Here is a 24,686-nt window from a genome sequence, read left to right as displayed (position 1 = left end):
CGCCTCACCCCCATACAACCGGAGATACGACATGAACACCCAGGCCTCGCAACGCATCGCACTCGTCACCGGCGGATCGCGCGGCATCGGCGCCGCCGTCGTCCGCCGCCTGGCGCGCGACGGCCACGCCGTCGCCATCAACTACGCGTCCAGCGCCGCCGAGGCCGAGGCCCTGGCCGACGACATCCGCGCGGCGGGCGGCCGCGCCCTGGCGGTGCGCGCCGACGTGTCCCGGGCGGACGAAGTGCGCGCCATGTTCGACCAGGTGGAAGCCGGACTGGGCCGCATCGACGTGCTGGTCAACAGCGCCGGCATCCTGAAGATGGTGCCGCTGGCCGAGACCAGCGACGAACTCTACGAACAGACCTTCGGCATCAACACCCGCGGCACCTTCAATACGCTGCGCGAGGCCGCCACGCGGCTGGCCGACGGCGGCAGCATCGTCAACGTCTCCAGCACCACCATCGCGCTCAACCTGCCGAACTACTCCGTCTACATCGCCAGCAAGGCGGCGGTGGAAAGCCTGACCCAAGTGTTCGCCAAGGAGTTGCGCGGCCGCCGCATCACCGTCAACGCGGTGGCGCCCGGCCCCGTCGCCACCGAACTCTTCCTGAACGGCAAGAGCCCCGAGCTGATCGAGCACTACGCCAAGATGCCGCCGCTGGAACGCCTGGGCCAGCCCGAGGACATCGCCAATGTGGTGTCGTTCCTGGCGGGTCCGGAGGCCGGCTGGGTCAACGGCCAGATCCTGCGCGCCAACGGCGGCGTCGCCTGACCCGGCGCATTCCGAAACGACAAGACGCAAGCCCGCGCGCGGCCGCCCGGCCGCGCCATCCCTCATCCCTACGCATGAGCGCGCAGCCGCAGGCGCGCGCGCGGCGCATCGCCCCGATAGCCGCGAAATTGCGTGTATCCCTCATCCGTTTTACCCATGCCCCCATCGCCTGATGGGTTGAGCGGCCGCGCGCGCTCACCGCTTTATTCCGTTGATCACTCGGGCCTTTGACTTACGGACAAGTCTGGCCAGCTGGACGAGGTTTGCATGAGACGAGAGCCGGAAGGTCTGTATTAGGCTGATCCCGTAGTACTCCGACTCACCTTGATCAATTGGACGAAAGTAAATGAATCAACTCATTCATCCGGATTGCCACCCCTTCACCGCCGCAGGCAACCTGAAGCAGCTCTCGGCGTTCTACGAGGAGGGACGCCGGGTCATGTGGATGATGCTTCGCGCTCAACCGCGTCCGTGCTTCAACCATGAACTGATCGACGAGATCATGACCCTGGCGCGCGCCGCCAAGGACTCCGGCCTGCCCATCGACTTCTGGGTCACCGGTTCCCTCGTTCCTCAGATCTACAACGTGGGCGGCGATCTGAATTTCTTTGCGGAAGCCATACGCACCGGCAAGCGCGAAGCGCTACGGGCGTACGCCCGGGCTTGCGTGGATTGCGTGCATGCCGCCACCCGCGGCTTCGACACCGGCGCGATCTCGCTGGCGATGATCGAGGGCACCGCATTGGGCGGCGGCTTCGAGGCGGCCCTGGCCCACCACTTCGTCCTGGCGCAGAACACCGCCCGCATGGGCTTTCCTGAAATGGCGTTCAACCTCTTCCCCGGCATGGGCGGCTATTCGCTGGTCGCGCGGCGTTCGGGCATGAAGCTGGCGGAAGAACTGATCAGCACGGGCGAATCGCACACCGCCGAATGGTTCCATGGCAAGGGCCTGGTCGACGTGCTGTTCGAGCCGGGCGACGCCTACAAGGCCACCCGCACCTTCATCGACGTGATGCGGCCCAAGCTCAACGGCATGCGCGCCATGCTGCGCGCGCGCCAGCGCGTGCTGAGCCTGCCGCGTTCGGAGCTGATGGACATTACCGAGGATTGGGTCGAAGCCGCGTTCTCGATCGACCCGAAGGACCGCGCCTACATGGAACGCCTGGTGATGGCACAGAACCGCCGCAGTTCTTCCAGCGCGGAGTCCGCGCTGGAAGCCACCATGCATTGATCCGGCGACGCGCTGCCGGCTGCGTCAGGCGATAAGATGCAGCCGGCGGCGCTGGGCCAGCCAGGCGGTCAGTTCCGCCGCCGGCATGGGCTTGGCGTACAGGTAGCCCTGCTTGGCGTCCACCCCCAGCGAGTCCACGAAACCCGCCTCTTCGGCGGTTTCCACGCCCTCGGCGATCACCTTCAGTTCCAGCGTGCGCGCCACGGCGACGATGGCGCGCGCCAGCGCCTGCGACACCGGGTTCTCGTTGACGCCGCGCACGAAGCTGGCGTCCAGCTTGATCGCGTCCAGCGGAATGCGGGCAAGCTGCGACAGCGACGAATAGCCGGTGCCGAAATCGTCCAGGTGGACGCGCGCGCCCAACTGGCGGAATTGCTTGATCAGTTCGATGGCGGCGCCTTCGTCGTCGATCAGGCAGCTTTCCGTCAATTCGATGTCCAGCAGGCAGGGATCCAGGCTGGCGTCGTTGATGGCGCGCATGAAGTCGCTGACCACGCCCTTGTCGTTCAACTGCCGCGGCGACACGTTGATGGCAATGCGGATGTTCAGGCCATCGCGCTTCCAGGCCGCGGCCTGCCGGGCCGCCTCGCGCATGACCCACACGCCCAGCGGCGAGATCAGGCCCGATTCCTCGGCATAGGGAATGAAGACGGCGGGGCCGACCATGCCGCGCTCCGGCGAGCGCCAGCGCACCAGGGCTTCGACCCCGTCGACCTCGCCGTTGCGCCCCGCCAGCTTGGGCTGGTAGTACAGCATCAGATGGTCTTCGGCCAGGGCCTTGCGCAGATTGGTGTCCAGCCACACGTAGTCCGCGTTGCGGCGGTCCATCTCGGGCTGGAACACGCGGTAGGTATGGCGCCCGGCTTCCTTGGCCACATACATGGCGATGTCGGCGCTGCGCACCACGCTGTCCAGGTCTGCGCCATGATCGGGATACATGGCGATGCCGATGGAGCAGCTGGTGTAGACCTCGATCAGCCCCTGGCGGAACGGCTCGCGCAGGCGCTCGATGATGCGCTGCGCGGTGGCCTCCAACTCCCAGGTCTGGGCGGCTTCGTGCAGCACGATGAATTCGTCGCCGCCCAGCCGCGCCAGGGTCTGGCCGTCGGACAGGCAGGAGGAAATCGCCACCGCCACCGACTTCAGCAGCCGGTCGCCGAAGCCGTGGCCGTAGTGGTCGTTGATGCGCTTGAAATTGTCCAGGTCCAGGAACAGCACGCCGCCCCGCCCGTCCTGGCCCGCCGCCAGCGCCGCCTTCAGCCGCGTGGTGATCGCGTGGCGGTTGGGCAGGTTGGTCAGCATGTCGGTATTGGCCAGCACCCGCAGGCGCTCCTGCGCCTGTCGTTCCTCGGTGATGTCGGTGCCCGAGCAGATCAGGTAGACGCGCTTTTCGCCGCTGCCGCTGGTGACGAACTTGTTGCGGAACAGGAAGAGGCGCGGCCCCTTGACCGTATTGATGAGGCGCTCGGCCTCGTAGGATTGCCCGCGCTTGTAGAACTCGGCGATATTGCGGCGCGAGGCGATCGCCTCTTCGCGCGTCATGAACATCTCGAACACGCTGCGGCCGATGATGTCCTGCTCGCGCTTGCCGGTGTATTCCTCGCTGAGCTTGTTGAAGCGCTGCACCCGGCCGTTCTGGTCGACGATGACGATGACCGAGTTGGCCTCGGACACCACGGTCTCGGCGAAGGACAGGCCTTCGACCAGATCCTTGGCCACGGATTCAGTGTCCGAATGGGCCGACGCGGTGCCCGCCCATTCGTTGGGATTGATCTTGCGGCCCACCAGGTGGAGCCGGAGCATGTCGCCATACAACGAGATGTCGATGCGCACGCTGGACGTGATGCCCGTCAGGCTGCGTATCGTCTCGGCTTGTTCCGCGCGCAACGCCATCGCGATATTGGCTGCGCCCTTGACTGCTGCTAGTTCGAACGCGTCGCTATCGGCGGACAGACGCCAATACGGACTATGCGTTCCGAAATGCGTGTACAGAATCGACTTTTCGTCCTGGTCGTCTGTCATTGTTATCCCCCTTCTGCCGTCCTGGGAAGGCCCGCAAACTACATTACGGCCTAGTCTATTCGGGGTCAACCACTGTATACAATCTCGCGCGTACTTTATTGCGGTTTATTGCGTCCCCTTTGGTGGTTCATAGCGCAAAACTTTGCATCCACCCTTTTTTCAGTGCGTCTTTCCCAGTTTGCGCGCAAGCCTTGTTGCGTCTTTCGCGGCCGTGCGCGCAAACAAAATCGCCGGAGGTTCCGGGCGGAACTTCCGGCGTGTGACGTAAAGCCACAACTTTAGGGGTATTAATCTCCCTTCACGCCCGCCTCGTCGATGACCTTGGTCCAGCGCGCCAGTTCGGCCGATACGCGGGCGCTGGCGTCGGCCGGCGTGGTCCAGGTGGCGATGGCGCCCTGATTCAGCAGCGACGCCTTGACCTCGGGCTTGGCCAGGATCTTCTTCAGCTCGCCGTTCAGGCGCTCGATCACCGGCGCCGGGGTATTGGCCGGCGCCACGATGCCGAACATCGAGCTGACCTCGAAGTCCTTCAGGCCCGCTTCGGCCGCGGTCGGCACATCCGGCAGCGCATCCACGCGCGCAGCCGACGTCACCGCCAGCGCGCGCAGCTTGCCGGCCTTGACGTTGCCCTGCGCCGCGGGCACGGTTTCGATCATGCTGAGCACCTGCCCGCCCATCAGGTCGGTCATGGCCGGGCCGCTGCCCTTGTAGGGCACGTGCAGCACCTCCACGCCGGCGGTGCGCTTGAACATTTCGGCGGCCAGATGCTGGGGCGAACCATTGCCGGCCGATCCCATGGTGATGTAGCCGGGCTTGGACTTGGCCAGCGCGATGAACTCGGCCAGCGTCTTCGCCTGGACCGACGGATTCACCACGAACACCAGCGGCACCGTGCCCACGATGGACACCGGCGCGAAGCTCTTTTCCACGTCATAGGTGACGCGGCCGCGGTACAGGGCGGCGTTGATGGAATGGCTGGTCAGCGCGCCCATCAGCAGCGTGTAGCCGTCGGGCTGCGCCTTGGCGACCTGGTCGGCGCCGATGTTGCCGGCGGCGCCCGCGCGGTTCTCCACGATCACCGACTGGCCCAGCGCGCCGGTCAGTTCCTGCGCCAGCACGCGGCCGATCACGTCGGTCGCGCCCCCGGGCGGGTACGGCACGATCATGCGGATGGGCTTGTCCGGGTAGGCGTCGGCGGCCAGGGCGGGAGCGGATGCGCCGGCGCACAAGGCCAGCAGGGAAAACAACACGGCGCGGCGCGGCCGCAGACGCAGGTCTGACATGTAGGTCTCCTGCCGGGATGGGTATAGGAATGATAGGGACGCCCGGCTCGCCAATCGCGCCAGTGTAGGTTCGGCAACTTGATTGAAGAATCAGAATTTTTCTATCGACTGATCTATAAAAAAGATCAATTGAACGGCGCTGATAAATCGCTTGCGGGCATTTTCAAAGGCTGGCTATGATGCTGTGATCAGATTATCAATAATATTATCGAGATAAAGAATGAAGGACGAGACCAAGAACGGGGCGCCTGCTCCGGGCCCTTTCGGCAGTGAAGGCGAGTCCGCGCGCGGCGTGGCCCGCGGCCTCACCAACTACGGCGACACCGGCTTTTCGCTGTTCCTGCGCAAGGCCTTCATCAAGGGCGCAGGCTATACCGACGACGCGCTGTCGCGCCCCATCATCGGCATCGTCAACACGGGCAGCAGCTATAACCCCTGCCACGGCAATGCCCCGCAACTGATCGAAGCGGTCAAGCGCGGCGTCATGCTGGCGGGCGGCCTGCCCATGGACTTCCCCACCATTTCGGTGCACGAGAGCTTCTCGCAGCCCACCAGCATGTACCTGCGCAACCTCATGTCCATGGACACCGAGGAAATGATCCGCGCCCAACCCATGGACGCCGTGGTGCTGATCGGCGGCTGCGACAAGACCGTGCCCGCCCAGCTGATGGGCGCCGCGTCCGCCGGCGTGCCCGCCATCCAGCTGGTCACCGGCTCCATGCTGACCGGCTCGCACCGCGGCGAGCGCGTGGGCGCCTGCACCGACTGCCGCCGCTACTGGGGCCGCTACCGCGCCGAAGAGATCGACGCGGCTGAGATTTCGGACGTGAACAACCAGCTGGTCGCCAGCGTGGGCACCTGTTCGGTGATGGGCACGGCCAGCACCATGGCCTGCATCACCGAAGCCCTGGGCATGATGGTGGCCGGCGGCGCATCGGCCCCGGCCGTCACCGCCGACCGCGTGCGCGTGGCCGAGAAGACCGGCGCCACGGCGGTCGCCATGGCCGCCTCGCGCCTGACGCCTGACCGCATCCTCACCGGCAAGTCCATCGAGAACGCCCTGCGCGTGCTGCTGGCCATCGGCGGCTCCACCAACGGCATCGTGCACCTGACAGCCATCGCCGGCCGCCTGGGCATAGACATCGACCTGGCCGGCCTGGACCGCATCAGCCGCGACACGCCCGTGCTGGTGGACCTGAAGCCCTCCGGCCAGCACTACATGGAAGACTTCCACCACGCTGGCGGCATGCCGGCGCTGCTGCGCGAACTGCGTCCCTACCTGCACCTGGACGCGCTGACCGTGTCGGGCCGCACGCTGGGCGAGGAACTGGACGACGCCCCTGCCGCCTTCCCGCAGGATGTGATCCGCACGGCGGCCTCGCCCATCTACCCCGTGGGCGGCCTGGCCGTGCTGCGCGGCAACCTGGCGCCGGGCGGCGCCATCATCAAGCAATCCGCAGCCAATCCCAAACTGATGGAACACGAGGGCCGCGCCGTGGTGTTCGAGGACGCCGAGGACATGGCGCGGCGCATCGACGACGAAGCGCTGGACGTCACCGCCGAAGACATCCTCGTGCTCAAGCGCATCGGCCCGACCGGCGCGCCCGGCATGCCCGAAGCCGGCTACATGCCCATCCCCAAGAAGCTGGCGCGCGCCGGCGTGAAGGACATGGTGCGCATCTCCGACGGCCGCATGAGCGGCACCGCGGCCGGCACCATCGTCCTGCACGTCACACCCGAAGCCGCCATCGGCGGCCCGCTGGCCTACGTGCAGAACGGCGACCGCATCCGCCTGTCAGTAGCCAACCGCGAGATCGCGCTGCTGGTGGACGACGCCGAACTGGCGCGCCGCGCCGCGGCCCAGCCCATCGTCCGCCCCGTCGCCGAGCGCGGCTACCGCAAGCTGTTCCTGCAGACCGTGACCCAGGCCGACCAGGGCGTGGACTTCGACTTCCTGCGCGCCGGCGTCACGCGCGACACCGTGCCGAAAAAGTAGGCAAGCGCATGGACGCCATCACTCCCGACTCCGCGCCAGCACTGGCCCCGGACGCCGCGCAGGCGGCGGTCGCCACCCTGGAAGAAGACATCGTCTTCGGCCGGCTGCACCCGCGCCAGCGCCTGACCGAGGACGAACTCATGGCGCGCTTCTCGCTCAAGCGCCACGTGGTGCGCCAGGTCCTGGCCGACCTGGAGGCGCTGGGCGTGGTCGAGAAAAAGCGCAACATCGGCGCGGTGGTGCGCGCCTACGCGGTGCGCGAAGTCATGGAACTGTACGCGCTGCGCCAGATGCTGGAGGTGCATGCCGCCAGCCAGATCCCGCTGCCCGTGCCGCAGGCGCGGCTGGCGGCGCTGGTAGCCGTGCAACGCGAACACGATGCGGCGGTCGCCGACGGCGACGCACGCCGCGTGTTCCGCAGCAATCAGCGCTTTCACCGCGAGTTCTTCGGCCTGCTGGACAACGCGGTGCTGGGCCAGGCCATCGAGGAATACGCCCGCCGCACCCACCCGATCCGCTTTGGCTCGCTGGCCGCCGCCGGCTACCGCGAACGCGCCCGCCAGGAACACTGGGCCATGATCCATGCGCTGCGCGATGGCGACCGGGAGGCGTTGATGGCGCTGTGCCGGGAGCATCTGCTGCCGTCGCGGGATGCTTATCTGGCGGCGGAGCAGGCGCGGCTGGGGGCATGAGTCACACTGCTGAAAGCCAGTCGCCAGGCGGTCACGCCGCGCCTAAAATAGGGTTTCCCAGCCGCCGGACGCGGCTGCGTTCAATCTGAAGACCGCCCCGCGCGGCCGCTTTGGAGTCGAACACCATGAACACTTCCCCAGGTGATCGCGTCTTCGCCGGATCCATCCCGCAGTTCTATCAGCGGTACATGGTCCCCCTCGTCTTCCAACCCTATGCCGCGGACATCGCCGCTCGAGCGGCGGCGCTGCGCCCTGCGGCCATCCTGGAAATCGCCGCAGGCACGGGCGCGGTAACGCGCCAGCTTGCGAACCAATTGCCCGAAAGCACGGCCATCGTCGCGACCGACCTGAACCCGGCCATGCTGGAGCAAGCCCAGGCCCTGGGCGCGAGCCGCGCCGTTATCTGGCGCCAGGCCGACGCCCTGCAGTTGCCTTTCGAGGACCAGGCCTTCGATGCCGTGGTGTGCCAGTTCGGCTACATGTTCCTGCCGGACAAGGCGGCGGCCTTCGCCGAGGCGCGCCGGGTCTTGCGGCCCGGCGGAACCTTCCTCTTCAACGTCTGGGACCGCATCGAGGACAACGGGTTTGCCGATACGGTCGAACAGGCTCTGGCGCGACTGTTCCCCGGCGATCCGCCCAAGTTCATGAGCCGGATTCCCCATGGGTACTACGACGCGGCCGTCATCGGCGCCGACCTGGCCCGCGCCGGATTCACCGGGCGGCAGGCGCTGGAAACCATTGCCTTCGAAAGCCGCGCCGACACGCCGCAGACGGCCGCCATCGCCTATTGCCAGGGCACGCCGCTGCGCAACGAGATCGAAGCCCGCGGCGCGGACAAGCTGGAGCAGGCCGTCCATGCCGCGACCGATGCGCTACGCGCGCGCTACGGCGCGGGGCCCATCACGGGGAAGATCCAGGCGCATGTGATCACGGCGCCGCGCAGCGCATAGCTGCGCGACGGCCGCGCGATGAACCGGCGGCGGGCGGCCATTTGTCCCGCCGCGCCGTCCCGGTTAAGCTTGCAACCTTCTCCCCTTCCACCGGAGCACTCAGAGTGAACAAGTAAATGCCGGGATGCCCACGCATCTTGCCTCCCCTCGCTGCCTGGCGCGCGAGCCGCATTGCTTGTTCGATTCTGATGTCTTGCAGGACCTGGCCCCTATCGGCGCGCCGCGTCCTGCTCCCCTGAGGCACAGACTCGCGGATCGCGTGTCCATCGGCAGTTTTCCCCCTTTAACAGAAGGAAAACGCAATGCCTGCGACTGACACCATCGACATCTATCACCACAACCGCGTCGCCTGGGACCGCCAGGCCGCGCAGCAATGCGCCTGGTCGCAGCCGGTCGGTCCCGAAACGATCGAGGCCGCGCGCCGTGGCGACTGGCAGGTGCACATCACGCCGCGCGCCCTGCCCGCGGATTGGCTGCCGGCCATGAACCCGGCCCCGCGCATCCTGTGCCTGGCCTCGGCCGGCGGGCAGCAGGCGCCCGTGCTGGCCGCCGCCGGCGCGGACGTGACCGTGTTCGACGCGTCGCCGCTGCAGCTGGCCCAGGACGACATGGTCGCGCGCCGCGACGGCTTGGCGCTCGCAGCCGTGCAGGGGGACATGCGGGATCTCTCGGCGTTCGCTGACGCGTCCTTCGACTGCATCGTGCATCCGATCTCCAACCTGTACGTGCCTGACGTGCGGCCCGTGTGGCGGGAGTGCTTCAGAGTACTGAAGCATGGCGGCAGGCTGCTCAGCAGCTTCTACAACCCGGTCGTGTTCGTTGGCGACCGCGCGCCGGAGCTGGCGGAGCAAGGGCTGATCCGGCCGCGCTTCACGCTGCCCTACTCGGACGTGCGCGACCTCACGCCGGCGGAGTTGTCGGAAAAGCAGGCCCGGGGAGACGCCCTAGTGTTCGGGCACAGCCTGGGCGAGCAGATCGGCGGTCAACTGGAAGCCGGATTCCTGCTGCGGGGGTTTTATGAAGACGAACAGCCCCAGCCGCGCTTCCTGATCGACCGTTTCCTGCCGACCTTCCTGGCGACTTACGCGATCAAGCCCTGAAGGTAGAAAAAGCCCCCACGCTGCGCCTTCGGCTCGAACAGCCCCCCGAAAGTTGGACGTGATCCAGTCTTCGGGGGCCTTTTGCCTTGGGGCGGCCCGGCGGCAAAAAAAAAGGGGCGCCGCCTGGCGCCCCTGCCGCATCACTTGAACGGATTGGAATCCGCGCCGTAGGCGCTGCCCCCGTAGCCGCTGCCCCCGACCTCCAGCGAGACCGAGCTCGGATCGACCACCGCAGCCGTCCCCTTGTAGTGCATCACCATGCCCGGGAAGGCCATCACCGCGGCCACCATCAGCAGCTGGATCACGATGAACGGCACCGAACCCCAATAGATCTGCCCGGTGGTGACCGGCTCGATCATCTTGCCCGTCACCCTGTCCTTGTAGCGGTCTCGCGGCGCCACGGATCGCAGGTAGAACAACGCGAAACCGAATGGCGGGTGCATGAACGAAGTCTGCATGTTGACGGCCAGGATCACGCCGAACCAGATCAGGTCTATGCCCAGCTTGTCGGCCACCGGCCCCAGCAGCGGCACGATGATGAACGCCAGTTCGAAGAAGTCCAGGAAGAAGGCCAGCACGAAGGTCAGGATGCTGACCACGATCAGGAAACCCCACTGCCCGCCCGGCAGGCCGGTCAGCAGGTGCTCGACCCACAGATCGCCGTTGACGGCGCGGAAGGTCAGGCCGAACACGGTGGAGCCCACCAGGATGAACACCACGAAGCAGGACAGCTTGGTGGTCGTGTCCATGGCCTGCTTGAGCAGGTCCAGAGACAGGCGGCGGCGCGCCACCGCCATCAGGATGGCGCCGACCGCACCCATGGCCCCGCCCTCGGTGGGCGTGGCCACGCCGATGAAGATGGTGCCCAGCACCAGGAAGATCAACGCCAGCGGCGGGATCATCACGAATGTGACCCGCTCGGCCAGGGCCGACAGCAGGCCCAGGCCCAGCGCCTTGTTGACCAGCGCGATGACGAAGGCGGTCGCGCCCCAGAACAGCAGCGCCACCACGATGCGCTCGTCCATCGGCGCGGTGTGGTTCTCGACCCAGCGGCCCAGGAAGTACGCCGACACGGCGGAAATCGTCATCAGCACCAGCAGCGAACGTCCGCCTCGGCCGCCGTTCGGCTCCTGGAAGCGGCGCGCCTCTTCGGGCAGCGCGGGCGCGGAGTCCGGCTTCAGCAGGCTCATGATGACGACGTAGACGATGTACAGGCCGGCCAGGATGAAGCCCGGCACCATGGCGGCGCGGTAGATGTCGCCGATGGAGCGTCCAAGCTGGTCCGCCAGGATGATCAGCACCAGCGAAGGCGGAATGATCTGCGACAGCGTGCCGGAGGCTGCGATCACGCCGCTGGCCAGCTTGCGGTCATAGCCGTTGCGCAGCATGATGGGCAGCGAGATCAGGCCCATGGAGATGACCGAGGCCGAGACTACGCCCGTGGTCGCGGCCAGCATCGCGCCCACGAACACCACCGCGATGGCCAGGCCGCCGCGGATCGAGCCGAACAGCTGGCCTATGGTCTCCAGCAGGTCCTCGGCCATGCCGGAGCGTTCCAGCACCAGGCCCATCAGCGTAAAGAACGGCACCGCCAGCAGCGTGTCGTTGGAAATGATGCCGAACACGCGCTGCGGCAGCGCCTGGAACAGCGAGGAATTGAGCAGGCCCAGCTCCATGCCGACCAGGCCGAAGAGTATGCCGTTGGCCGCCAGGGCGAACGCCACCGGAAAGCCCAGCAGCAGGAAAATAATCAGCGTCGCGAACATGATCGGCGCCAGATTGGCAATGAGAAACTCCATGATCAGCGACCCTTGTTATCCAGTTCGTTCTGCGCGGCCGCTTCGCGCGCCTGCGCTTCGCGGGCGATTTCCTCGGCCAATTCCTCTTCCGCGCTCTTGGCGCCCTCGCGTTCGCGCGGATCGCGGCAGCGTCCCATCAGGAAGCCCACGCACTTGATCAGGTGCGACACGCCGGCCAGCACCAGCAGCGCGAAGCCCACGGGAATCAGCAGCTTGACCGGCCAGCGGATCAGCCCGCCGGAATTTGAGGAATGCTCGTTGCTGAGATAGGAATCCATGAACACCGGCCAGGACAGGTACATGATCAGCAGGCAGGCGGGCAGCAGGAAGAACAGCACGCCGAAGATCTCGATCCCGATCTGCGCGCGGCGCGACAGCCGCGATGAAATGATGTCCACCCTGACGTGGTCGTTCTTCAGCAGGGTGTAGCCCGCGGTCAGCAGGAACATGGCGCCGAACATGTACCACTGCAGCTCCAGCCAGGCGTTGGAGCTGTCGTGGAAGATCTTGCGCATGATGGCGTTGCCGGCGCTGACCAGAACCACCAGCAGCGTGATCCAGGAGACGGCCCGGCCCATGCGCAGATTGATCGCGTCTATGCCACGCGACAAGGCAAGTAGTGCTTGCATCTGTTTTCCCCAGAATTGTTTCTAATCACGCACCTGCCCTACACGCAGCCCGTGGTGCACCGGGCTTGAACCGATTCAGTTGTCTTCGCGATGGTGCCGCAGCCACGGCGTCAGCCGCTGCTCCAGCCACACCAGCAAGGCGAACAGCAGCATGCCCATCAGAGCCAGCACGAAGATCGCGGCGAACACCCGCACCGTGTCGAAGGTGCCTTGGGCGCTCATGATCACGTAGCCCAGTCCGCGCTGCGACGAGACGAACTCGCCGACGATGGCGCCCACCAGCGCCAGCGAGATCGAAACCTTCATGCCCGCCAGGATCGAGGGCAGCGCGCTGGGCAGCCGCACCTTGAAGAAGAAATCGCGGCGCGAGCCCTTCAGCACGCGGCCCAGGTCCAGCACGTCCTGCGGCACCGAGCGCAGGCCGTGGACGGTGTCCACGATCATCGCGAACACGGCGATCAGGAAGGCGATGGCGATCTTCGGTTCCGCGCCCGTGCCCATCCAGATCACGAACAGCGGCGCGATGGCAACCTTGGGGACGCTGTTCAGCGCCACGATCAGGGGATAGATGAAGCGCTCGAACCAACGCGATCCCACCAGCATGACGGCGATCGCCACGCCGGCCACCACCGCCAGCGCGAAGCCCGCGAGCGTGGTCATCAGCGTGTAGGCGGCATGGCCGGCGTACCAGCTCCATTCCGCGGCCAGCTCCAGCGCCACCTGGCCCGGCAGCGGCAGCATGATGGCGCGCACGTGGAAAATCCGGGCGGCGGCTTCCCACAGCAGCAGGAACACCAGCACCGAGACCAGCCCCGCCATGCGCCGGCCCGCTCCTCTCAGTAGCGCGATCATCGAACGGCCTCCTGGCCCGACGCGGCGCGGGCGCCCTCGTCTATCAGGCCCATGCTCTGGAACATGCCGCGGATGTGCCGCACGTATTCGCCGAACTGCGGCGTTTCGCGCAGCGCCAGCGGCCGGGGCCGCGGCAGATCGATTTCTATGGTCTCCAGGATGCGGCCGGGGCGCGGCGAGAACACCATCACCACGTCGCCCAGGAACACGGCCTCGGCGATGCCGTGCGTCACGAACAACACCGTGTTACGGGTTTCCATCCAGATCCGCTGCAGCTCGACGTTCATCTGGTCGCGCGTCAGCGCATCCAGCGCGCCGAAGGGTTCGTCCATCAGCAGCAGCTTGGGATCGTCCACCAGTGCCCGGCAGATCGCGGCGCGCTGGCGCATGCCGCCGGACAATTCGCGCGGATAGCTGTCGGCGAACTTTTCCAACCCGGTCAGGGCCAGCAAGGCTCGCACCTTGTCCGCATAGGCCGCCACCGGCTTGTGCGCAAACTCCACCGGCAGCAGGATATTGCGGCGCACGCTGCGCCATTCCAGCAGCGCGTCGCGCTGGAACACCATGCCCATGCCGTCCGGCGGGCCCTGCACCGGCACACCCTCCACGCGCAGGTCGCCGCTGGAAAGGGTCTCCAGCCCGGCCACGCAGCGCAGGAATGTGCTCTTGCCGCAGCCGCTGGGGCCCAGGATGCTGACGAAGCGGCCGCGCGGCACCTCGACCGACACCGATGCCAGCACCTCGACGCCCGATGCGCCGGGATAGCGCTTGCGCACGTCCGTTGCGGCCACGGCCCACTGCGTCATGGCTGCACCAGGCTGTCGTAGCGTTCCGGGTGCACCAGGTCGGGCGCATAGAACGAGGCGGGTTGCGCGCTGGCGCCGATCAGCCCCACGGTCGACAAGGTAACGACGGCCTGCGTCCAATCCTGCGGCACGATGGCGCCGAGCCGCTGTCCCGCCGCCGGCTGGCCGAAGTACGGCTGCAAGGCGTCGATCTGCCCGCGCAGCACTTTCTTGTCCAGCCGCGCCTGCGGCCGCTGCGCCAGGATGGCGGCGACCGCCTCGTCCTGGTGGCCGGCGTAGATGTACTCCCAGGCCCGCGCGCTGACGCTGGCGAAGCGCGCAATGGCGTCGCGCCGCTGCGCCAGCTTGGATTCATTGGCGAACAGGCCGAAGCTGGGCATGTTCAGGCCGAAGTCGGCGAAGCGCACCGCGCTGGAGGGCCGGTTCTGCGACACCACCGGCAGGAAGAACGGGATGGTGGAGAACGCCGCGTCGGCCCGCCCCACGGCATAGGTCGACGCCTTGCTGGCGGCGTCCACGTTGATCAGTTCCAGATCGCTTTTCTTGAGTTTGCCGGCGGCCAGGAAGGCGTCGATGAACGGCGCTTCCAGCGACCCGGCGGTATAGGCCACCTTCTTGCCCTTGAGCTGCGCGGGGCCGCTGATGCCGGCGTCGGCCGGAACCAGCAGGCCGATATCGCTCTGCCTGGCGAATACCGCGACCGCCTTGACGGGCATGCCTTTTTCGCGGGCGATCATGGCCGATGCCAGGGCCGCATGCCCCAGGTCGAAGCTGTCGCCGGCGCCGACGATCTGCACCGTCGTCACCGAGCCGTTGCCGTCCTCCAGCGTCACGTCCAGGCCGGCCTGCCTGTACCAGCCCTTCTGCTGCGCCAGGTGGAAGGCGCCGTGCACGCCCCAGGGCGTCCAGTCCAGCCGGACCTTCAACGGCTCCAGGGCCTGCGACCAGGCGGGCGCGCTCAGGGCGACAGCAGCCAGGCCCAACAATGCGTTGCGCCAATTCCTTGCGAATACCGCGAGCATGATTTTCCCCGTTATGTGTCGACACTGGGCGGCCGCGCCCGCGGCCGCCGGTACTACGCCGTGTTCAGCCGCCTCGGCCGAACCACCGCTTGATGCGCGCCCACAGCACGCTGAAGAACATGGCCGTGGGATTGAAGCTGGCCTGGGCCGGCGCTTCGCCCGCGGCGGCGGGCCGGCGCAGCCTGGCCGTGACGTTGTTGCCGAAGTCCGCGATCATCCGGCGCACGAAATCCTGCACCAGGCCGGAACGCGAAAACTGCGCCAGCGGTCCTTGCAGCGAATACAGCAGGTTCACGTGCACCTGCGTTTCCGTGGCCGACAGCGCCTCCAGGCGATACGTAATGTCGCCGTTGGCGCGCGACTGGCTGAGCGAATCCTGTCCTGCTCCGCGAAACACCGCCTGCATGGCCGCGTCGTCGCGTTCCAGGCGGGCCGCGCCATTGAAGGCGGCGGACATGGGGCCGAACTTGATCGCGATCTTGCCCTTGACCCGGTCGCCCTCGTGTTCCTCGATGGACGCGCCCGGCAGGCAGCTGGCCAGGGCCGGCAGATCCACCATGAAGGCCCAGACCTCGGCAGCCGGGAAAGGCACCTTGAAGCCGCCGTCGATCTGGCTGCCGCGGCCTTCCTTCTTGCCTTCCTTCTTACCGGCCGGGGCGGCGGCCGGAGCCGGCGCCGCAGCGGCGCTTGCGGCCGGCTGGCTGGCCGCCGCTGGCGTGAACCCCGCGAACGCCACCGGCTTTTCCGCCGCCGGCGCCGCGCCACGGCCTTGCGCCTGGGCGGCGCGCAGCGCCTGCACGGCGGGGTCGGGCTGTTCCCGAAGTTCGGCCAGCACCGACATGACGGCGGCGACGATGCCCATGTAGCCGGTGCAGCGGCACAGATTGCCGGACAGTTCCACCCGCACCCGGCCTTCGTCCGCATCCGGCAAACGCAGCACGATATCGCGCGAAGTCGCCAGCATGCCCGGAGTGCAGTAGCCGCATTGCAGGGCGTGGTGCTTGGTAAAGGCGGCGCGCAGCCGCTGCATCACCGGATCGGCGTCATAGCCTTCGATGGTGGTCACGTGCCGGCCTTCGCAGGCCACCGCGAACGAGATACAGGAGCGCACCGGCGCGCCATCCACCAACACCGTGCAGGCGCCGCAGACGCCGTGCTCGCAGCCGAGATGGGTGCCGGTCAGGCGCGCCTGATCCCGCAGGAAATCCCCCAGATGCATGCGCGCGGGCGCCTCGTGCGACACGCGCTTGCCGTTTACTTCCAATGTCACCTGAACCATGCTCATTCCTGTCAACCCAAGGCCTGCGCCAGGCAGCGCGTCACCGCGGTCCCGTGCAGCTTGCGATGGTGTTCATCCTTGTCCTGCATGACGCCGGCCAGCTCGCTGGCCAGCAGCGCTTCATCCAGGCCCGCCAGCCCCTGCTGCGCGATGCGCGCGGCCAGTTGGGGCAGCAATCGGGGCGCGCCGTCCAGGGCGCCCACCGCGATGCGCGCCGTCTTCGAGGACGGATCGAACCACGCGGCGCAGCTGGCCTCGGCGAATTCGCCGGTCTTGCGGCAGAACTTGTAATAGCCCCAGCGCGCCTGCGGCCCGGCTTCCGGGACGTGCACGGCGGCGATCAGCTCGTCCTCGCGCAGTCCGGTGGTGTAGGCGCCTTGCATATAGTCTTCCGCCGGCAGCATGCGTGCGCCGTCCGGTCCCGCGATCTCCAGCGTCGCGCCCAGGCCGACCACGGTCAGCACCCAGTCGGCCGCCGGATCGGCATGCGCCAGGCTGCCGCCCAAGGTGCCGCGGTTGCGGATGGCGCGGTAGGCGATACCCGGCGCCACCTGTTGCAGGGGCGTGCCGCGCAGCAGGTCGTGCACGCCGTCCTCGATCTCGGCATGGGTCACGGCCGCGCCGACGCGCAGCTTGCCGTCCTGCCGCGTCACGGTACGCAATTCGGGCAGGCCGGAAATGTCGATCACGACCGGCGGGCGCGCCAGGCGCAGGTTCAGCATGGGGCCCAGCGATTGCCCGCCTGCCATCAGCTTGGCGCGGCCTTCGTGCGCGCGCAGCGTGCGCAAGGCGTCCTGCAGCGAGTCCGGACGCGTATATTCGAATGCGGCGGCCTTCATGCCGTCACCTCCGCGGCGACGGGCGCCGTCCTGCGGCTACCCTGAGCGATGGCGGCCAGCACCCGGGTCGGAGACAGCGGCGTGCGCAGCAGTTCGGCTGCGCCCAACGGCCGCAGCGCATCGTTGACCGCGTTGAACAGCACCGCCGGCGGCGCGATGGCGCCGCCCTCGCCCATGCCCTTGGCGCCGAACTCGGTATGCGGCGACGGCGTCTCGAAATGGTGCAGGCGCATGTTCGGAACCTCGGTGGCCCCAGGCAGCATGTAGTCCGCCAGGGTTGAAGCCAACGGCTGGCCGTTGTCGTCGTAAGGCGTTTCCTCATAAAAGGCAGTGCCTATGCCCTGGGCCACGCCGCCTATGGTCTGGCCTTCGACCACCATGGGGTTGATCATGGTCCCGCAGTCCTCCACCACCACATAATCCAGGATCTCCACGCCGCCCGTGCCCGGGTCCACCGCCACCACCGCGGCATGGGTGGCATAGGTGAAACAGCCGGTGTCGACCTTGGGCTTGTAGCCCACGGTGACTTCCAGGCCGGCGGGGTCCACGTCGGGCGGCAACAGTTGCGGCCGCAGGTACCAGGCGTCGGCCACGTCCTTGACCGACACCGACTTGCCGCCGGCTTCCAGCCGGTCGCCGTTCCAGGCCACGCTGGCGGGATCGGCCTGCAACAGATGCGCGCCGATATGCGTGAGCCGCGGCAGCAGGCGCTTGCAGGCCTGCGACACCGCGCCGCCTGACATCACCAGCGAGCGCGAGGCGTAGGTGCCGGTGGAGAACGGCGTCTGACCGGTGTCGCCATGCAGCAGCTTGATGCTGGCCACGTCCACGCCCAGGATCTCGTTGGCGATCTGGGCAAAGGTGGTTTCCATGCCCTGCCCGTGCGAATGCACGCCGACCCGCAGTTCCAGCCCGCCGTCCGGCGTGACCCGCGCGGTGGCCTGGTCGAAGCCCGGAATCACCGGCGTGCCCCAGGCCGCGAACACCGACGTGCCATGCGCGGCCTGCTCCGTGTACGTCGCCAGGCCCACGCCGATGAGGCGGTCATCGGCTTCGCCCTGGCGCTGGCGCTCGCGAATGGCGTCCACCCCTATCATGTCCATGGCCTGCTGCAGGCTGGCTGGGTAGTCGCCGCTGTCCAGGTGCTTGCCGGTCACGTTGACGTAGGGCATCTGTTCGCCCTGCACCAGGTTTTCCTGACGGATTTCCCAGGGCTCGCGTCCGACCTCGCGGGCGATCGCGTCCATCGTCAACTCCATGGCGAAGCACACGCCCGTGCGCGCCACGCCGCGGTACGGCACGAAGCCCGGCTTGTTGGTGGCCACCGCCCGCGTCACGCAGCGATAGCCCTTGAATGCATAAGGTCCCGGCAGGTTGCCGATGGCCTGGCCCGGTTCCAGGCCGATGGTGAACGGCCAGACCGAATAGGCGCCGCCGTCGATGGTGATCTTGGCGTCCAACGCCAGCAGCTTGCCGCGGCGGTCGGCGTAGGCCACCATTTCATAATGGTGCTCGCGCGAATTGGCGCCCGCGGTCAGGTGTTCGCGGCGGTCCTCGATGAAGCGGAACGGCTTCTTGAAGGTCTTGGCCAGCCAGGCCACGCACAGCTCTTCCTGCTGCAGCACGCACTTGTAGCCGAAGGCGCCGCCTACGTCCGGCGACACCACCCGCACCCGGCCCTGCTCCAGGTCCAGGCACTGGGCCAGCACGCTGCGGATCATATGGGGCACCTGGGTGGCGCTGACCACCACCAGCTGGTCGGCCTGGTGGTCCCAATAGGCCAGCACCGCCTTTCCTTCCATGGGCACCATGCATTGCCGCGACAGGTCGATCTTGCGGCGCACGACCACGTCCGCCTGCGCCGCCAGCTCGTCGAACTGCTTGTCCACATTGAGCGTGACGAAGACGTTGTCGCGCCACTGCTCGTGCACGAAATCGCCCTGAGCGGCCTGGGCGCTGACCACGTCCGCGTACACGGGCAGATCGTCGTAGTCGACCTCGATCATCTCGGCATAGTCCTCGGCTTCGGCGCGGGTCGGCGCGAACACCATGGCCACGGGCTCGCCCACGAAGCGCACCTTGCCCGAGGCCAGCGGCGGCTGGGCCGAGACCTGGTAGCTGGGCAGCGTGGAATCCGCCACGATGTCGCGCGCGTCGGCCATGGCCTGACGCACAAACGCCTTGTCCGCGATCTGCTCGGCCACGCGCACCGAAGCGATGCGCGCATGCGCCAGCGGACTGCGCAGGAAGGCCACCTCGCAAAGCCCGGGCATGGCCATGTCGGCCACGAAATTGCCCTTGCCGTGCAGATGGCGTGCGTCCTCCTTGCGCGGCACCCGCGCGCCCACTCCCTGCGGCTTGCCTGGCCGGCCGTGCGTATCGGCGTTTGCTGTCGTCATGACTACCCTTTATCTCCTGCTTGTTATTTGGCCTGGGCCTTCGCCACGGCGGCGAAGGTGTAGTTGTCCAGCGGGCTTTCCGCCACCCGGAACCAGCCAGCCTGTTCGGCCTGGAATTTCTTCCAATCGGGAAAGATCGCGGCGAAGTCCGGGTTCTTGGCCGAGAGCTCGGTCCACAGTTCCTGCGAGGCGTTGTAGGCCGCGTCCATCACTTCCTTGGGGAAGAAGCTGACCTTGGCGCCGCCGGCGATCAGCTTGCGCAGCGCCAGCGGATTGCGCGCATCGTAGTGCGCCAGCATGCGCATGGTCTGCTCGCCCGCGGCCGCCTCGAACGCGGCCTGATAGGCGGGCGGCAAGGCTTCCCAGGCCTTGTCGTGCACCATGCTGGTGATCGAGGCGCTGCCTTCGAACCAGCCCGGCGAGTAGTAGTAAGGCGCCACCTTGTTGAAGCCGAGCTTCTCGTCGTCGTAGGGGCCGATCCACTCGGCCGCGTCGATGGTGCCCTTTTCCAGCGCGGGATAGATATCGCCCGGCGGGATCTGCTGCGGCACCGCGCCCAGCTTGGACAGCACCATGCCGCCGATGCCGCCGATGCGCATGTTCAAGCCCTTCAGGTCGGCGACCGACCTGATCTCCTTGCGGTACCAGCCGCCCATCTGCACGCCCACGTTGCCACAGACGTGATTGACGATGTTGTATTTCTTATAGAGCGCGCGCAGCATCTTCAGGCCGCCGCCGTAGGCGATCCAGGCGTTGTGCTGGCGGGCGCTCAGGCCGAAGGACAAGCCCGTGTCGAAGGTCAGCGCCGTGTTCTTGCCGATGTAGGCCGTGCTCAGCACGTGGTTGCATTCCACCGTGCCGTTGCTGACCGCGTCCATGTTCTGCGCGGCCGGCACCAGTTCGCCGCCCGGAAACGCGCGGATCTCGAACTTGCCTTCAGTCAGCTGCGCCACGCGTTTGCACAGGTCTTCGGCCGAGCCGTAGATGGTGTCCAGGCTCTTGGGCCAGCTGGTGGACATGCGCCAGCGCACTGACGGCGCGGATTGCGCGACGGCAGGCATGCCGACGGCGGCGAGGCCCGCGCCGGCTGCGCCGGCGGCTTGTGCGAGGAAACGGCGTCGTTGCATTCATTGCTCCCGATCTGGTTCGATTGAGTCCCCTTGGACCCGCCACAACTCATGCCAACGCCACTCGCGTACATCCGAAAAAAACGTTAGCACACTGAATTGTTGATCAGCATACTGACAGTAATTTTGAGTGTCAACAAGGTAAATCCCCACTGCTGGCACCCGCGAAACGCCTGGGTTTCCACTCATTCCGGCGGATTTTTTGCACGGGTCCGAACGCTATTTGCGGGTACTCCTTACATATAGCGGACCGCTGTGATTGCGCGCCGCGAACGCCGTGCATAATAGGCCCGCGCCGCCGCCCTTCGCCCCGCCGCCTGTCGGGGAAATCCCTAGCTCCTGACTTGTTTTTTTAAGCAGTACACTGACGACAATTACTCAGCATACTGACGAGCGAGTTGATATGAACTGGATCCGCATTGCCTCTACCGACCAACTGACCGAAGACGACGAGGTGATCCCCGTCGCCGCCGGCGAAAAACAGCTGGCGCTGTACCGCAGCGAAGGCGAGTTCTACGCCTCCGACAATGTCTGTACCCACGCCTACGCGCTGCTGTCCGACGGCTATCTGGAAGACGGCTGCATCGAATGCCCGCTGCACCAAGCCAGGTTCGACATCCGCACGGGCCAGGCCATGTGCGCGCCCGCCACCAGCGGCATCCGCGTCTATCCGGTCAAGGTCGAAGGCCAGGACATCTACGCCAACCTGCAGGGCTGACCATGGCTGACGCAGACCCAATCCTCATCATCGGCGCCGGCCAGACCGGCGCGGTGGCGGCGGCCACGCTGCGCGACCTGGGGCACGACGGCCCCATCACGCTGATCGGCCAGGAAGCGCATGCGCCCTACGAACGCCCGCCCCTGTCCAAGGACGCGTTGCAGACGGCCGGCGCGCACGGCCAGACGGCGGTGCACCCCGAGGACTTCTACGAACGGCAGCGTGTCACGCTGCTGACCGGCACCGAGGCAGTGCGGATCGACGCCGCCCGCCGCATGGTCCAGTTGGCCGATGGCCGCGAATTCCCGTACAGCCGCTGCCTGCTCGCCACCGGCGGACGCGCGCGCGAATTGCCCAGCCTGCCGCGCGGCACGCCAGGCGTGCACTACATCAGGACGCTGGACGACGCCGCCGCGCTGCGCGCCGGCCTCGCGCCGCAGGCGCGCGTCGCCGTCATCGGCGGCGGCTTCCTGGGCCTGGAAGTGGCCTCCACCGCGCGCGCGCTGGGCGCCGCAGTCACCGTGCTGGAAAGCGCGCCGCGCCTGCTGGAACGCGTGCTGCCCCCTGCCCTGTCGGATTGGCTGGCCGAACGCGCCCGCCATGCCGGCGTGGACCTGCGGCTGGGCGCGCGTATCGCGCGCAGCGACTGGCAGCCCCATGCGGACGCCGCGATCAGGCATCAGGCGCGCTTCACGATAGCGCTGCAGGACACCTCCACGGTGGAGGCCGACGTCGTGGTGGTGGCCATCGGCCTGGTGCCCGACGTATCGCTGGCCGCGCAGGCCGGCCTGGCGCTCGATCCCGCCAACGGCGGCATCGCGGTGGATGGCGCCTGCCGCAGCAACGATCCCTATATATATGCGGCCGGCGATTGCGCCAGCCAGCACCGCCGCCACCTGAACATGGCGCTGCGGCTGGAATCCTGGCAGAACGCCAATGAACAGGCGCGCGCCGCCGCGGCCGGCATGCTGGGCATGCCGGCGCCCGCCGAACCCTATCCCTGGTTCTGGACAGACCAGTACGGCTGCAATGTGCAGATGCTGGGCCTGCCCCAGCCTGACCTGGTCTACGCCTGCCGCGGCGTGCCGCAAGCGCAGGCCGACGCGCCGAAATTCATCTGGCTGGGCCACCGCGACGGCGTACCGGTGCATGCCATCGCCATCAACGCCGGCGGCGATCTGCGCCAGCTGCGCGTGCTGTTCGAGCAGGGCATCGCCATCGACCCGGCGCGCTATGCCGACGAGACCGTGGCGCTCAAGCCGCTGGTGAAAGCCTGCCAGCAGAACGCCGCCGCTTCCTGAATCCCACCATTACCGCCCCCGCATAGACAGGAGCTTTTCATGTATCAATCGCAAACCGTCATCGGCCTTACGGTGGCGTCCAAGGACGCCGCCCTGGCCGACTGTGTCTGGCCGGAAGACGCGCTGCACTACATCCCGGACTGGGTCTACACCAGCCGCGCCGTCTACGACCAGGAAGTGGAGAAGATCTTCCACGGCAAGACCTGGAACTACGTGGCCCTGGAAGCCGAGCTCCCGAACGCGGGCGACTACAAGCGGTCCTACGTCGGCCCGACGCCGGTAGTGGTGTCGCGCGCCGAGGACGGCTCGGTCAATGTCTTCGAGAACCGCTGCGCCCACCGCGGCGCGGAGTTCTGCCGCCACAGCCAGGGCAATGCCAAGGAATTCGTCTGCCCCTACCACCAGTGGTCCTATGACCTGAAGGGCAATCTGCAGGGCATCCCGTTCAAGCGCGGCGTGAACCGCGAGGGCGGCATGCCCAAGGACTTCAAGAACGAAGACCACGGCCTGCGCAAGCTGCGCGTCACCACGCGCAACGGCGTCATCTTCGCCTCCTACAGCGACGAGGTCGAACCCATCGAGGAATATCTGACGCCCGAGATCCTGGCCGATTTCGACACCGTCTTCCCGGGCAAGAAGCTCAAGATCCACGGCTACTACCGCAACGAGCTGCCGTGCAACTGGAAGATGTACCACGAGAACCTGAAGGATCCGTACCACGCGACGCTGCTGCACTCGTTCCTGGTGGTGTTCGGCCTGCTGGTGGCGGGCAACAAGTCGGCCATGCTGGTCGACCCGGTGCACGGCCGCCACGGCACCATGGCCTCGGCCAAGAGCGAGGACAAGTACGCCAACGTCAGCGAAGAGAACAAGAAGGAAATGCGCTCCTTCCACGACGGCCTGCACCTGCAGGACGACCGCTTCCTGGAGTTCGTCAAGGAATTCGATTCGCCCTGGTCGGTCACCATGCAGACGGTGTGGCCCAACCTGATCGTGCAACGTGAAATGAACACGCTGGGCGTGCGCCAGATCGTGCCCAACGGGCCCGACAGCATGATCATGCAATGGACCATGTTCGGCTACGAGGACGACACGCCCGAGATGGAGCGCCACCGCCTGCGCCAGGGCAACCTGATGGGCCCGGCCGGATTCCTCGGCCTGGAAGACAACGAAGCCATGAAGTTCGTGCAGGAAGGCGTGCGCCGCGCCAGCACCGACGTCAACGTGCTGAAGCTGGAATCCGGCAAGCAAGGCACCTCCAACACGCTGATCTCGGAAGCCGCGATCCGCTCCATGTACAGCTATTACCGCGGCGTGATGGGCTTCTGAGGCAGGAACCAGGAAACATGAGAACCCGATTCGAATACTCCCCCCGCAAGATCGATCCCGCGCGCGCCATCGCGCTGCGACTGGAGATCGAGGAATTCCACGCCGACTACTGCGCCGCCCTGGACGCGGGCCAGGTCGAGGCCTGGCCGGACTTCTTCACCGAGGACGGCCTGTACCGCGTCACCGCGCGCGAGAACGCCGAACTGGGCTTGCCCGTCGGCCTGGTGTACTCCGAGGGCCGCGCCATGATGCACGACCGCGCCGTGGCCATCTCGCGCACCCAGATGTTCGCTCCGCGCTACATGCTGCACCTGGTCAGCAACACCCGCGTCATCAGCGAGTCCGCCGACGGCGAGATTGAGTCCCAGGCCGCGTTCATGCTGATGCAGACGCTGGTGGAAGGCCCCACCACGCTGCACCTGGCCGGCACCTACTACGACCGCCATACGCGCCAGGACGGCGTGCTCAAGCTGAAGGAACGGCAGGTGGTGTATGACACCACCATCCTGGCCAACGACCTGGTCTATCCCGTCTAAA

General features: G+C 67.0%; 21 protein-coding genes. 10 read left to right on the top strand and 11 right to left on the bottom strand.

Annotated elements, in window-relative coordinates:
* Positions 1–31: 31 nt before the first annotated feature.
* Together BRO63_RS11415 and BRO63_RS11410 are read left to right on the top strand one after the other, a co-directional pair.
* The gene (locus BRO63_RS11415) at positions 32–775 is read left to right on the top strand and encodes an SDR family oxidoreductase (protein ID WP_088139907.1); all 744 of its coding nucleotides are present in this window, start codon (positions 32–34) and stop codon (positions 773–775) included.
* Positions 776–1,121: 346 nt separating this feature from the next.
* The gene (locus BRO63_RS11410; RefSeq protein ID WP_088139906.1) at positions 1,122–2,006 is read left to right on the top strand and encodes a crotonase/enoyl-CoA hydratase family protein; all 885 of its coding nucleotides are present in this window, start codon (positions 1,122–1,124) and stop codon (positions 2,004–2,006) included.
* Positions 2,007–2,030: 24 nt separating this feature from the next.
* Here BRO63_RS11410 and pdeR read toward each other — a convergent pair whose 3' ends face one another.
* Together pdeR and BRO63_RS11400 are read right to left on the bottom strand one after the other, a co-directional pair.
* Positions 2,031–4,028, bottom strand: a complete 1,998-nt coding sequence (gene pdeR, locus BRO63_RS11405) for a cyclic di-GMP phosphodiesterase (RefSeq protein WP_088139905.1) — start codon at positions 4,026–4,028, stop codon at positions 2,031–2,033.
* A 287-nt stretch (positions 4,029–4,315) separates the two neighbouring features.
* On the bottom strand, positions 4,316–5,311 hold the full coding sequence (locus BRO63_RS11400; RefSeq protein WP_088139904.1) for a Bug family tripartite tricarboxylate transporter substrate binding protein: 996 nt from the start codon (positions 5,309–5,311) through the stop codon (positions 4,316–4,318).
* A gap of 220 nt (positions 5,312–5,531) precedes the next feature.
* On the opposite strand from BRO63_RS11400, the gene BRO63_RS11395 reads away from it, so the two are divergent.
* The 4 genes from BRO63_RS11395 to BRO63_RS11380 all read left to right on the top strand — a co-directional run bounded on the left by BRO63_RS11395 (position 5,532) and on the right by BRO63_RS11380 (position 10,049).
* Positions 5,532–7,307, top strand: a complete 1,776-nt coding sequence (locus BRO63_RS11395; RefSeq protein WP_179215074.1) for an IlvD/Edd family dehydratase — start codon at positions 5,532–5,534, stop codon at positions 7,305–7,307.
* A gap of 8 nt (positions 7,308–7,315) precedes the next feature.
* Positions 7,316–7,999 carry a GntR family transcriptional regulator gene (locus BRO63_RS11390; protein ID WP_088139903.1) on the top strand — a complete coding sequence of 228 codons (684 nt, stop codon included), beginning with the start codon at positions 7,316–7,318 and terminating at the stop codon, positions 7,997–7,999.
* A gap of 125 nt (positions 8,000–8,124) precedes the next feature.
* Entirely contained in the window at positions 8,125–8,949 is an 825-nt protein-coding gene (locus BRO63_RS11385; protein WP_088139902.1) for a class I SAM-dependent methyltransferase, read from the top strand.
* A 302-nt stretch (positions 8,950–9,251) separates the two neighbouring features.
* Positions 9,252–10,049, top strand: a complete 798-nt coding sequence (locus BRO63_RS11380) for a class I SAM-dependent methyltransferase (RefSeq protein WP_088139901.1) — start codon at positions 9,252–9,254, stop codon at positions 10,047–10,049.
* 140 nt (positions 10,050–10,189) lie between these two features.
* On the opposite strand, the gene BRO63_RS11375 is transcribed toward BRO63_RS11380, so the two are convergent.
* From BRO63_RS11375 to BRO63_RS11335, 9 genes are all read right to left on the bottom strand, one after another.
* Positions 10,190–11,848 (bottom strand): TRAP transporter large permease, encoded by a 1,659-nt coding sequence (locus BRO63_RS11375; RefSeq protein ID WP_088139900.1) that lies wholly within the window; start codon positions 11,846–11,848, stop codon positions 10,190–10,192.
* Positions 11,849–11,850: 2 nt separating this feature from the next.
* Positions 11,851–12,477, bottom strand: coding sequence for a TRAP transporter small permease subunit (locus BRO63_RS11370; RefSeq protein ID WP_088139899.1), 627 nt, complete (start codon positions 12,475–12,477; stop codon positions 11,851–11,853).
* A 75-nt stretch (positions 12,478–12,552) separates the two neighbouring features.
* The gene (locus tag BRO63_RS11365; RefSeq protein ID WP_088139898.1) at positions 12,553–13,329 is read right to left on the bottom strand and encodes an ABC transporter permease; all 777 of its coding nucleotides are present in this window, start codon (positions 13,327–13,329) and stop codon (positions 12,553–12,555) included.
* Positions 13,326–14,135 (bottom strand): ABC transporter ATP-binding protein, encoded by an 810-nt coding sequence (locus tag BRO63_RS11360; RefSeq protein ID WP_088139897.1) that lies wholly within the window; start codon positions 14,133–14,135, stop codon positions 13,326–13,328. The genes BRO63_RS11365 and BRO63_RS11360 overlap by 4 nt, the downstream gene beginning before the upstream one ends.
* A complete protein-coding gene (locus tag BRO63_RS11355; protein WP_088139896.1) occupies positions 14,132–15,157 on the bottom strand; it encodes an ABC transporter substrate-binding protein in 1,026 nt (341 codons plus the stop codon). The genes BRO63_RS11360 and BRO63_RS11355 overlap by 4 nt, the downstream gene beginning before the upstream one ends.
* 64 nt (positions 15,158–15,221) lie before the next feature.
* Positions 15,222–16,442: a xanthine dehydrogenase family Fe-S subunit gene (locus BRO63_RS11350; protein WP_088139895.1), complete on the bottom strand. Its 1,221-nt coding sequence runs from the start codon at positions 16,440–16,442 to the stop codon at positions 15,222–15,224.
* 5 nt (positions 16,443–16,447) lie between these two features.
* A complete protein-coding gene (locus BRO63_RS11345; RefSeq protein ID WP_088139894.1) occupies positions 16,448–17,275 on the bottom strand; it encodes an FAD binding domain-containing protein in 828 nt (275 codons plus the stop codon).
* Entirely contained in the window at positions 17,272–19,674 is a 2,403-nt protein-coding gene (locus tag BRO63_RS11340; protein WP_088139893.1) for a xanthine dehydrogenase family protein molybdopterin-binding subunit, read from the bottom strand. Before BRO63_RS11340 ends, BRO63_RS11345 begins: the two co-directional genes overlap by 4 nt.
* A gap of 23 nt (positions 19,675–19,697) precedes the next feature.
* Positions 19,698–20,801: a TRAP transporter substrate-binding protein gene (locus tag BRO63_RS11335; RefSeq protein WP_088139892.1), complete on the bottom strand. Its 1,104-nt coding sequence runs from the start codon at positions 20,799–20,801 to the stop codon at positions 19,698–19,700.
* Between the two features lie 403 nt (positions 20,802–21,204).
* On the opposite strand from BRO63_RS11335, the gene BRO63_RS11330 reads away from it, so the two are divergent.
* The 4 genes from BRO63_RS11330 to BRO63_RS11315 are packed head-to-tail and all read left to right on the top strand — an operon-like array spanning position 21,205 to position 24,685.
* Complete coding sequence (locus BRO63_RS11330) at positions 21,205–21,519, top strand: non-heme iron oxygenase ferredoxin subunit (RefSeq protein WP_088139891.1); 315 nt, start codon at positions 21,205–21,207, stop codon at positions 21,517–21,519.
* A 2-nt stretch (positions 21,520–21,521) separates the two neighbouring features.
* Positions 21,522–22,820 (top strand): NAD(P)/FAD-dependent oxidoreductase, encoded by a 1,299-nt coding sequence (locus BRO63_RS11325; RefSeq protein ID WP_088139890.1) that lies wholly within the window; start codon positions 21,522–21,524, stop codon positions 22,818–22,820.
* Between the two features lie 39 nt (positions 22,821–22,859).
* Positions 22,860–24,149 carry an aromatic ring-hydroxylating dioxygenase subunit alpha gene (locus BRO63_RS11320; protein WP_088139889.1) on the top strand — a complete coding sequence of 430 codons (1,290 nt, stop codon included), beginning with the start codon at positions 22,860–22,862 and terminating at the stop codon, positions 24,147–24,149.
* Between the two features lie 17 nt (positions 24,150–24,166).
* Positions 24,167–24,685, top strand: a complete 519-nt coding sequence (locus tag BRO63_RS11315) for an aromatic-ring-hydroxylating dioxygenase subunit beta (protein WP_088139888.1) — start codon at positions 24,167–24,169, stop codon at positions 24,683–24,685.
* The last annotated feature ends 1 nt before the right edge of the window (position 24,686 follow it).

It is taken from the genome of Achromobacter xylosoxidans (genome assembly GCF_002192695.1).
In the GTDB taxonomy this organism is placed as follows: domain Bacteria; phylum Pseudomonadota; class Gammaproteobacteria; order Burkholderiales; family Burkholderiaceae_B; genus Achromobacter; species Achromobacter xylosoxidans_C.
This window is presented reverse-complemented; position numbering and strand designations above follow the sequence as displayed.